The 11,449-nt window shown below is 58.5% G+C and carries 5 protein-coding genes and 1 pseudogene; all 6 read right to left on the bottom strand.

The window, feature by feature from the left end; translation table 11 throughout:
- Nucleotides 1–129: 129 nt before the first annotated feature.
- A complete protein-coding gene (locus HKD46_RS08005; RefSeq protein WP_010675156.1) occupies nt 130–831 on the bottom strand; it encodes an SIMPL domain-containing protein in 702 nt (233 codons plus the stop codon).
- A 54-nt stretch (nt 832–885) separates the two neighbouring features.
- Nucleotides 886–1,443: a hypothetical protein gene (locus HKD46_RS08000; protein WP_042879892.1), complete on the bottom strand. Its 558-nt coding sequence runs from the start codon at nt 1,441–1,443 to the stop codon at nt 886–888.
- Nucleotides 1,444–1,530: 87 nt separating this feature from the next.
- The gene (locus HKD46_RS07995; RefSeq protein ID WP_171865174.1) at nt 1,531–7,200 is read right to left on the bottom strand and encodes an Ig-like domain-containing protein; all 5,670 of its coding nucleotides are present in this window, start codon (nt 7,198–7,200) and stop codon (nt 1,531–1,533) included.
- 178 nt (nt 7,201–7,378) lie between these two features.
- Entirely contained in the window at nt 7,379–9,304 is a 1,926-nt protein-coding gene (locus tag HKD46_RS07990; RefSeq protein WP_171865172.1) for an EAL domain-containing protein, read from the bottom strand.
- 3 nt (nt 9,305–9,307) lie between these two features.
- On the bottom strand, nt 9,308–10,066 hold the full coding sequence (locus HKD46_RS07985; protein WP_234888045.1) for a transglutaminase-like cysteine peptidase: 759 nt from the start codon (nt 10,064–10,066) through the stop codon (nt 9,308–9,310).
- Nucleotides 10,067–10,165: 99 nt separating this feature from the next.
- A pseudogene (locus HKD46_RS07980) lies at nt 10,166–11,332 on the bottom strand (TolC family outer membrane protein); the annotation flags it as partial.
- Nucleotides 11,333–11,449: the final 117 nt, after the last annotated feature.

Below are 11,449 nucleotides of genomic sequence, written 5' to 3'. Positions count from 1 at the left end.
ACTGACCGGCATTTTTTATTCCATTCCCGTTTCACCTGACCCAATTCGCGGCTCACTTGTCCTGCCAGCCCCTGCAATGACAAACCCGAGGGGTTGCCTCGGGTTTGAGTGATGGACAAAGGGGCTGTGTTATTCCAGCAGGAAGACGGCTTCTACATTGTCAGTGATGCTGATCTGCTGCTGTTGATAGCTGTTTTCCATCATGTCGGCGGCAGGGGCTGCCGCGGCCTTCATGGCACGGGTATAGACCGGCATGGGGGAACTGTTGCGGTATTCGACGCTATACACCTTGCCAAGCTTCATGCCGAAAGCCTTGGCCAGGGATTCCGCCTTGCTCGTGGCATCAGCGACAGCACCAAGCCGGGCCTGCTCCTTGATGACCTGTGGTGACTTCAGGCCGTACTCTATCTGGGTCACGGACTCCAGACCCGCCTTGAGGGCGGTATCCATCAACTGGCTGAGTTTGTCGAGTTGATAGAGTTTGACGGCCAGTTGGCGCTGGGCACGGTAACCCACCATTTCAGGCTGCTTGTTCTGGGGGTACTGGTACTCGGGGGAGATCACCAGATTGCCAGCCTCCACGTCGCTGCGCTTGATGCCCAGGCTCTCCAGCTGGCCAAAGAAGGCTGCTACCTTGGTATCTACCTGCTGTTTGGCCTTGATGCCCTGCTTCTCCAGTGCCGTGACGGCGACATTGAGCGTCAGCATGTCTGGTTCAGCCTTCTGCTCCGCATAGCCACTGACGACCAGATGGGGGGCCTGAGGAACCTCGATGGCAAGCAACGGAGCACTGACAACCAGCGCGGACAGGGTAAGAAGGGGACGCCACATAAAAAAACCTCCATCATTTAGATGGAGGTCATTATGCATGTCGTCGATTGGGATTCATATATCGTGTGTCGGCGGGATCTGGTCCAGCACCTGATTGGTCATGTCGATATTGATGCTGATCTCCCCTCCTCCTGAATTGCCATGGCTTGTCATCACGGGAGCAGGCGCCGGGCTGCCAAACAGCGATTCATCCTCAAAGTGGAACGAATCCCACGACAGAACATGACCTTGTGATGGCAGATTCGGCTCGGACGTCGTCACAACGGCCAGCGCCCCCCAGTCAAGCTCCTCACCGTGGCTGAGCAGCCCCTGCAAGGAGGTATCGCTCAGACTTTGCAACGAATACTCCTGCTGCCCCCACTCATGGCCGACCAGCACCATCATGTGGGGCAGGGGCGCATCCTCTGCTGGCGTGAAGCTGATACGAGAAGCGGCAAAGTCCACATTCAGCAACCCCGCCACCTCACCATCTTCGCTCTCCAGCTCCAGACCGTTGAGCGTGTCACCCGTCATCGTGGCCTGATAGCCAAAGCGGCCGGTGCAGACGATATTGTCCTGCCCGTTCCAGCTATAGCGAATGCCGTCGATGTCGACCCAGTTGAATGACTGCATGGTGACCCTCTCCTGATACTGCAGCTATCTTATCTGCCCACTCCATCAAATAACAGGGGCCGGGCACACCCGGCCCCCATACCCTGCTTACGGATCGACCTTGAGGTTGCCCTGATCCAGCAGATCCTGAATGATCTGCAGATTGGATTTGCCAGCCGTCAGATCCACGTTGTCAAAGAGGATGATATGAGTCGTGGTGCCACTTCCCGCTCCATCCAGATCAATGGTCAGTGTCGACTTGCCACTGCCCGGACCAGGAGCAAAGGTAAGATAGTGATCCAGTGTGCTCGCATCGGCATGCTCACCACTGAGCAGTTCACTCAGGTCCAGAACATCTCCATTGGCCCCCGTGGTGAAGTCTTTGATGGTATCCGTGCCTCCTGCATCACCTGCCATCCATTTGAAGGTATCCTTGCCAGCCCCACCAGTCAGGGTATCACTGCCGGTACCCCCAATCAGCAGGTCATTGCCATCCCCCCCCAGCAGGATGTCGTTGCCAAGGCCACCCGTCAGAGTGTCGTTGCCGGACTCTCCGAGCAAGGTATCGTTACCACTGCCTCCATCCAGCTGGTCGTTTCCGGTTCCCCCGACCAAGGTATCCTTGCCGCCAGCTCCTAAGAGCAGATCATCACCGGCGCCACCCGACAAGATATTGTCCAGACTGTTCCCTGTTATGCTGTCCCCAAAATCGGAGCCGATGGCATGCCCTTGCGTGCTGTTGAAGGTCACATTCACAGCGCTGGCGGCGGCATCATAGTCTGCTGTGAACGGGGCTTCCGGCAACAGGCTTAGTCCGATATTGCTGTGGACTGCATCGCCGTCCCCGTCAATCAGTGTGACTGGCAGTTGCAGACTGACCGGGATCCCAGGAGTGGCAACGCTGGAACCAAAGTCCCCTATCTTGAAGTCACTGCCCGCAGCGTAGTGGAATTCTAGGCTGTTATACCCATCCGCCGTGTAGGCAGCCAACTTGGTATTGCTCACCACCCCCACCACGGTTGCGACATAGGCCACACCAGCACCGGGATCATCATCACTGAAGTTCACCGTAAAGTTTCGCCCTCCCACGGAGACAATCTGCGACATGCCTGCAGCTATGCTGACAACCTTAGTCGAGCCGTTGAAGCTGATGGCCACCGCTGTCAACGACTCCTTGTTTCCATCGCCTATATCGTTGTCATTGTCTACATCCTGACGGGCAACGATCTTCACGCTGGATCCACTACTGCCGATTGCGGTAAACAGAGCCGAGGCACCATTGACGTCGTAGTGTGCCTCAAAGGCATGTGTGGCTGGGTCGCCATAAGACCCACTACTCCCAGGAGAACCTGTAAGATCGACAACAAAGTCGATCCGCATAGCCTCACCGAGGCCGATAGATGCTCCACCACTGATCCCCCCGGTATTGGCTGTGGTATTAACGGTACCGCCGTCCACCCCACCCGTCATCGCCGTCAACAGCAGATCCTTGCTGTCATTAGCCACAGCGGTGAATCCAGCCCAAGGACCGTTGCCACCGACGAAGTTATAGCCACCACCATTAAAGTCTATCGTGGTCTGACCACCATCAACCTCTCCTATCATCTGGACTTGGTAAGTGGCAGAGGCAGGCTGCAAGGTCGCGATGAAGACAGTCCCTGCAGCCGTGGAAGCCGTGAGCACTGTTCCGTTTGAGGATAATGAATAAGTAATGGGCAAGCCACCGGACGTCAGTCCGCTGTTGCTGCCATTAAGTGCACTGTCAAAGCGGATGCTCCCACCATCCGCGCCATAGTTGTTTGACAAGGTACCATCACCATCCAGCAAGAAGGTGCCGGTCACGCCCGATTGGTTCAACATGACCCCCATGGCGGGCGTCATCACGAAGGGCACATCATCTTCCACCTGGACGATGAAGTTGCGGATCAATGCGACATTGTCCACGCCTTCATGTGCGCTGATCACGCTGGACAGGTTGAGGGCCTTCAGCTCCAGATCGTTTCCATCTCCCTGGGGATGATCAATGGAGCCTTGCAGGGTGAAGGTGTAATCCCCATCACTCTCCACCTGCAGGGTGAAGATGGGTTTGCTACCAGCCATGGCAACCAGCGTATCGACCCCGGCACCATGAGTGATGCTATAGGTAATCGCCACGCCCCCCGAGGTCAGTGCAGGCAGCCCTGCCGTCGACCCCATGCCAAAGCTAACCCCCACGCTATCCGCCACCATTTGCGCCAGAGACCCACTGACCGTCGTCAGCAGAGGATTGTTGCCTGGCAAGCCTGTGGGCAGGCCGTCTTCAAACACGGAGGCGACGATGGGGGACGTATCCAGTACCAGGATTTTCAGCTGGGCGCTGGAGGTATCGCCGTCCGAATCCACGATGGTGTAGGTGAAGACCTCCTGGGTATGAGCCGCCACATCATTGGGGGGTGAGTAGGAGTAGGAACCGTCCGCATTCACGGTCAGTCGGCCCCCTGCCGGCGTCGGGATGGGACCCGTTGTGCCGCCTTGCACCAGGAAGGTCACGACATTGCCGTTGATGCTGTCGGCCACCCCGGCATAAACAGCCGGATTGGTGACGGTAAAGCTGATCTGCACTACGGTCACGGGGCCATCGGCACCCGCAACATCCACACCAGCACTGCCATCTACGTCGGTGATCACGTTGCCGGTTGCCGGTGGCGGCACTGTGGCTTGCAAGGTGGCATCCAGGTCATTGATATTATCGACCAGAGTCACGGTGTCACCGTTATCCTCCACCAGGGCCAGTTGCGAAATGGCCGATGCGTTGCCACTGACGTTGAGGCCAACGGCATAGACCTCCACGTTGTTGTTGTTCACAAAGCTTGTCCAGCCTGCCGGAACGTTGCCCTCATTGGGTGCACCATCCGACAGGAAGTAGACCTTGGTTTCGTAACCAGCCAATGCCGGATTGGCTAGATCGGCTGTCAATTGGTTCTGTGCTAATACAAGAGGCGCATTGTAGTTGGTACCACCGCCATCTGTTGGCAGGCCGGAGATGCTGGCCTTGGCCACGTCGGGATCGCTCGTCTGCGGGATCAGCAAAGCACCACTGGCAAAATCGATTACTGTGATGGTCAGGGGAACCCCCAGAGCCACATAAGAGTCAATCATGTGGTTCAACGCACTCTTGGCCAGTTCCAGACGATTCGGGGATCCATTAGTGGTCGTGCCTATCTTCCAGAGCATGCTGCCCGAAGTATCGATCACCAAGACGAGGTTGAATGGAGGCAACCCGGCTTCCGTCACCGTAACGCTGTTATCCTTCGCCGTCGGCACGTCGTCCACGATCTGCACGCTCAGGGTGTTCGAGGCCGAATCCCCGTCGCTGTCCACCAGGCTCACCGCGAAGTCTTCGAACAGGCTGTTGTTGCCGTTCGCCGTCGGGTGCGCCTCGTTGTCGTTCAGGGTGTAGCTGTAGCTCACCAGCCCGGTCGCCGGGTTGTACCCGGTGATGGTCAGGGTGTTGCCCAGCGGCGTGGTCACCCCGCTCAGCGGGAAGCCCGCCACCACCCCGTTCACCACGATGTTGATGCCACCCACGCTCAGGGTCTTCACCCCGTCCGGCGCGCTGATGGTGAAGTCCCCCGTCACCGTGGTCGACTCCTTGCTGCTGTCCGACCCCGCCGACTCATTCGCGCCACGGGTCGCCAGCAGGTCGTCCTCGTACACCTTCGCATCCCCGCCCTCGCCCTTGGGCGTCAGGTTGGTGATGGTCACCCCGTCATCGTCGTTCTTGATGGTCAGGGTCAGGGTCGCCGTGCTCACGTCTCCGTCCGCATCCGTCAGGGTGTAGGTGAACACTTCGCTGCCCACCCCGCCCCCGGTCAGCGCCTTGAAGTCACCGTCGTTCGGGTTGAGGGTGTAGGTGTAGGTGCCGTTGGCATTGAGCACCAGGCTGCCGTAGGTCCCGCTCAGGGTGCCCGCGGTCACCGCCGCGCCATCCGCCCCCTGCACATCGTTGGTGATGACGTTGCCATTGAGGACCAGGTTGTTCTCGCTCGCCGCCGTCAGGTTGACGTCGCTCACCGCCGTCGGCACGTCATCGACAATCTGCACGCTCAGGGTGTTCGAGGCCGAGTCCCCGTCGCTGTCCACCAGGCTCACCGCGAAGTCTTCGAACAGGCTGTTGTTGCCGTTCGCCGTCGGGTGCGCCTCGTTGTCGTTCAGGGTGTAGCTGTAGCTCACCAGCCCGGTCGCCGGGTTGTACCCGGTGATGGTCAGGGTGTTGCCCAGCGGCGTGGTCACCCCGCTCAGCGGGAAGCCCGCCACCACCCCGTTCACCACGATGTTGATGCCACCCACGCTCAGGGTCTTCACCCCGTCCGGCGCGCTGATGGTGAAGTCCCCCGTCACCGTGGTCGACTCCTTGCTGCTGTCCGACCCCGCCGATTCGTTTTCGCCGCGGGTCGCCAGCAGGTCGTCCTCGTACACCTTCACATCCCCGCCCTCGCCCTTGGGCGTCAGGTTGGTGATGGTCACCCCGTCATCGTCGTTCTTGATGGTCAGGGTCAGGGTCGCCGTGCTCACGTCTCCGTCCGCATCCGTCAGGGTGTAGGTGAACACTTCGCTGCCCACCCCGCCCCCGGTCAGCGCCTTGAAGTCACCGTCGTTCGGGTTGAGGGTATAGGTGTAGGTGCCGTTGGCATTGAGCACCAGGCTGCCGTAGGTCCCGCTCAGGGTGCCCGCGGTCACCGCCGCGCCATCCGCCCCCTGCACGTCGTTGGTGATGACGTTGCCATTGAGGACCAGGTTGTTCTCGCTCGCCGCCGTCAGGTTGACGTCGCTCACCGCCGTCGGCACGTCATCGACAATCTGCACGCTCAGGGTGTTCGAGGCCGAGTCCCCGTCGCTGTCCACCAGGCTCACCGCGAAGTCTTCGAACAGGCTGTTGTTGCCGTTCGCCGTCGGGTGCGCCTCGTTGTCGTTCAGGGTGTAGCTGTAGCTCACCAGCCCGGTCGCCGGGTTGTACCCGGTGATGGTCAGGGTGTTGCCCAGCGGCGTGGTCACCCCGCTCAGCGGGAAGCCCGCCACCACCCCGTTCACCACGATGTTGATGCCACCCACGCTCAGGGTCTTCACCCCGTCCGGCGCGCTGATGGTGAAGTCCCCCGTCACCGTGGTCGACTCCTTGCTGCTGTCCGACCCCGCCGACTCATTCTCGCCGCGGGTCGCCAGCAGGTCGTCTTCGTACACCTTCACATCCCCGCCCTCGCCCTTGGGCGTCAGGTTGGTGATGGTCACCCCGTCATCGTCGTTCTTGATGGTCAGGGTCAGGGTCGCCGTGCTCACGTCTCCGTCCGCATCCGTCAGGGTGTAGGTGAACACTTCGCTGCCCACCCCGCCCCCGGTCAGCGCCTTGAAGTCACCGTCGTTCGGGTTGAGGGTGTAGGTGTAGGTGCCGTTGGCATTGAGCACCAGGCTGCCGTAGGTCCCGCTCAGGGTGCCCGCGGTCACCGCCGCGCCATCCGCCCCCTGCACGTCGTTGGTGATGACGTTGCCATTGAGGACCAGGTTGTTCTCGCTCGCCACCGTCAGGTTGACGTCGCTCACCGCCGTCGGCACGTCGTCCAGCACCACGACATCCAGCCCTGCACTGGTCGTGTCGCCATCGAGGTCCGTCAACACAACGTTGAAGCTCTCCGTCAGAGCCCCATCATTTGCAGGTTTGTTATGTGTTTCGTTATCGTTCAGGGTGTAGCTGTAGGTCACGCTGCCAACCCCTGTCACCGGGTTGTAGCTGACGCCGGTCACCTCTTTGACTTCATCCGATGCAGCGAATCGAACGAATATTTTTTACATATAAAAATCAATTAAGTAACAGCGCGAGTTTTAGTGATATTACCTATATGTCGCGTAAAAATGATGTACATATTCTAAACAGATATAAAAAAGGGCCCTTAATGAGCCCCTTTCTATCGAGTTGTACCGCTTATGCCAGTGGAAATGCTGGGTGAACGAACCCCTGATAACCATCGATATGCAAACTGGACAACAATTCAACCTGCCGTTTATCTTCCACCCGGGTGGCGATGGTCGTGACACCCGCGTTGTGGGCAGCCCGACAGACAGCCGCCAGGAAGGAGGTATCGGCGCCTGGTTCCATGACCTGGCTGGTATACCCGTGGTCCACCTTGACATAAGCGGGGGCCAGCTCTTCCAGATAGCCGAGGGACTGGAAGTGCCGGCCATAGTGATCGACCCCCCACAAGAAGCCGTGCTCTCGCAACAGCTCAACCAGATGAGTCACATACTCTTTGTGTTTCATGATGGCCGCTTCCGGGATCTCGAACAGCAGTCGCTCCTTCAGCTCCACGTTCAGCGACAGATAGCCTCTGAGCCATGTCAGGAACTCATCCGAACAGAGAGAACCCGCCGTGATATTGACTGCCAACACCAATTCCGGTTGCTGATTGAACAAGGGGACGCAGGCTTCCAGCACCGCCTTGTCAAACTCGGCCCCCATCTTGAACTGCTCGATCGCAGGCAAGAACTGCCCTGCGAAGTAATCCGTTCCATCTCGCGAGATGGCCGCGAACAACTCGGCATGCAGGCGGGTACCATCATCGAAGCGGCATGCAGGCTGTGCCTTGAAGCGCCAGAGATGTCTGACAATGGCATCCTGCACCAGGTCTCGCCAGGCAAGGCGTCCCATCAGTCCCTGCTCATTGCCGCCTTCCATCACGACGGCACCGCGCCGCTCATTGCGCGCTTTGCCAAGGGCGTTATCCGCCTTCGTCAGCAGGGCCGAGAGATCGTCATTGCCATCACGGCCGGCGATGCCGACGACGGACAGCGCACCGCTTTCTCCCATGGGATTGACAACCAGATCGGCGATACGGCTGTTGATGAGCTCCGCCAGCTCCTTGAGCTGAGACAGATCATCGGTGGGGCAGAGCAAGGCATACTCCGTCGCCGAGATCCGGGCCAGTGCCGCGCCATCCCAGCCATCCAGCAGTTCCCTGAGCACCTGTGCAATGGACTTGACCATGTTGTCCCTTGCAGCGAAGCCCTCTTCCCGATAGAGATCGTCCAGCATGTCGACGGCCACCAGCATGACCCCGCCCTGCCCGGCCTCCGCAATCCAGGCATTGACCTGCCCGACGAAGTAAGAGCGGTTGCCAAGCCCGGAGACGGCATCCACATAGACACGGGCTCGCAGATTCTCGGCTTCGTCGGCCTGCTCCTTGAACTGTACGGCGAGCTTGCTGGAAAGGGTATTGATGGCCTGTACCACTTGCCGCAGCTCGCGGGTCTTGGGCTCGGGAATGGCGTGGCCGAAATGGTGCAGCTCGATTTCAACCGCCTGATCGCAAATCAGCTTGAGCGGTTTGAGCAGATAATTGAGCGCCCGCATCAGCAAGAGAGTGGTGACGAGAAAGCCGACCAGGAACCAGGTGGCCAGTTCGCTCATTCCTTTCCAAAGCTCGTAGTAGGCTTGTCCAGGGTGGCCGACGACCTTCAGCTTGCCCAGTTGCAGCCAACCCGACGTCAAAATCGATTCATTGGCCACTTCAGGGAACAGATCCAGCCCAATGAACCACTGTGGGACCCCTTCGATATGGCTGCTGTTCTCCAGCTCGATGACATCCTTGGAGGCCAGCAGATCGAGACGGACCAGCTTGTAGTAACCCCCGTCGAACACCGCCTTGATCACGGATTCGGCACTGACCTTGTCGCCGTTCTCCAGATAGGGGGTCAGCGCCAGACCCAGTGCGGTGGACGTATTGATGACGGTGGTCTCCTGCTGCTGCGCCAGGTAGTTGCGGGTCGAATTGAATTGCACCCAATAGGTGGCGGCAAACAGCAATCCGAACAGCAGCAGCATGGTTGCCAATAGTTGTCTGTAGAGCGTCATAGGTTAATCATCCAAATTGACCGCAGGCCGAGCCAATCGCCCCGATGTCATGCGATTGCGTAAGTCTGTCCATAATCCCAAGCGGGATGATTGCCCGGCCAGTTCCCCTTGACCACGCGCCTTCATCAGCCACAAGTGACTACCGTTAAAACTGTAAATTGGCAACAAATCCGCCCGTTGGGTCGCCGGGCGAATTGATCCGACAAGATTGTCCAGAATCAGGGGTACTGCCGCAGGCGTCTCATAGTAGGCAACGACCATATGAAACTGGTTATAATCCAATGCCTTGACATATACCATTCGCATTTTTTCATCAGGGATGCCAAGTTCCAGCAAGGTAAAATACTTGGAAATGCTGAAGTCTTCACAATCTCCCCCCGCTGCGCCCAGAAATTCCAGCGGTGTCGCCCAATAATCCTTCTTGTGCCACAACTTGATGTCATCGATGAAACGCATCTGGTTGAAGAACTGGTTCACCTTCTCCAGCTTCTGCCGATCCGTCAGCCCCGCCGCCTTGTTCTGCATTGCCAAAGTGCGCCAGCTGGTGACCCGTTTGCCGGCCCTGGGGCCATAGGTCTCCTCCGCGCGCTTGACCAGTTTCATATCCTCCGGTGAGAGAGGCTGGCTGGCGCTGAGCAGCAGGGGGATCGCCAGCAGGGCCAGCCATAGCAGGCGAACCCGCCAGGGCGCACGTGCAGCTGCGAGGGCTCGATACCCATCACGTCGGCTCCAGCCTGTCGATGCCACTTCTTTCTGTGTCATGACGCCGCCATCATCCCCTGACCGCCGGACGCATAAAAGAATGACTGCAGCACGCTGCAGCCATTCCCCTTGCCTGATATGACATCAGTGGCAGGGCCATCAGTTGTTGTTGGCCTGCCATTCAGCCGGTTGCTGCACATTCAGGGCATTGAGCAGACCACCGGTGGCATTGAGGATACGATAATCCGCCAACAGGGAGTCGTACTCGGCCGTGATGTAGCTGCGGCGAGCCTCGAACAGTTCGTTCTCCGTGTTCAGCACGTCCAGCAAGGTCCGTTGGCCCAGGCCGAATTGCTTCTTGTACGCCTGTACGGTGTCATAGCTGGCGTCCACGTGCTCTTTGAGGAAGACTTTTTGCTTGGCCAGCGACTCTTTGGCGTTCCAGGCGAGGCGGGTCCCCTCTTCCACCTGACGGAAGGCATTCATGTGAATGTCTTTGGCCTGGGAATAGAGCGCAGAGGTTGCCTTGCTTTCTGCCAGATCGGACCCACCGCGGAACAGGTTGTAACGCATCCGGACCATGGCGGTGAGATCGTCGTTACGGCCTTTGACCGCATCGATGTCCTCGTTCCAGTTCTGATCCACTTCAAAGGCTACGTTCGGGTAGAACCCTGACTTGGAGCCTTCATGCTGGTACTTCGCCTCTTCGATGTCCTGCAGGGATGACAGCAGGGTCGGGTGAACCTCTGTTGCCGTCTTCAGCGCATCTTCCAGTGTTGCGGGCAGGAGCTGGGTGTTCGGTACTGGCTGAACGAGATCCTTGGGCACTTCATTGACGACACGGATGAACTCGCTCTCGGCATCCCGATAGTTGTTCTCCGCCGCCGCCTGATTGGAGTAAGCCCGAGCCACACGACCGTCGATCTGGGTCTGGTCAGCGGTCGACCCAAGACCGGAGTCGGTCCGTTTCTGGATGTCATTGCGGATCTGCTCGTGGGTTTCAAGGTTCTGCTTGGACAGCTCCAGGATCTCCTGCTGACGCAGCATGTTGAGATAGACCTCGGCCACGCGCAGGGCCGTGTTCTCCGCCTCGGAGATCATCGCCAGGCGCTGGGCCTGGGCGGCGGCATCGGTCCGTGCCACATTGCTGCTGACATCAAAGCCGTCAAACAGCATCTGGCGAAGGCTGATCCCGGCCTCCTTGCGCGTCATGGAGTCATCGATCGTCTGTGAATTCGGACCTGCGGCACGGGTCGAGGGACTGTCAGTCTTCTCGTAACCAACGCCACCACGCAGATCAATGGTGGGGTAATAGCCAGGGCGAGATCGTGAACATTTTGTTAAAAATTAAAAATAGTTTTTTGCCTACAAAACAAATACTTATAGGCCTGTGATATGCAGTTAACTTTATAGTCAGGATCGCCTTCACACTTTTTAATCGTC

The sequence above is a fragment of the Aeromonas sp. TW 6 genome (genome assembly GCF_013168745.1).
GTDB lineage: Bacteria > Pseudomonadota > Gammaproteobacteria > Enterobacterales > Aeromonadaceae > Aeromonas > Aeromonas caviae.
Note: the sequence above shows the minus strand (reverse complement) of the source record. Positions and strands in the feature narration are given on the sequence as shown.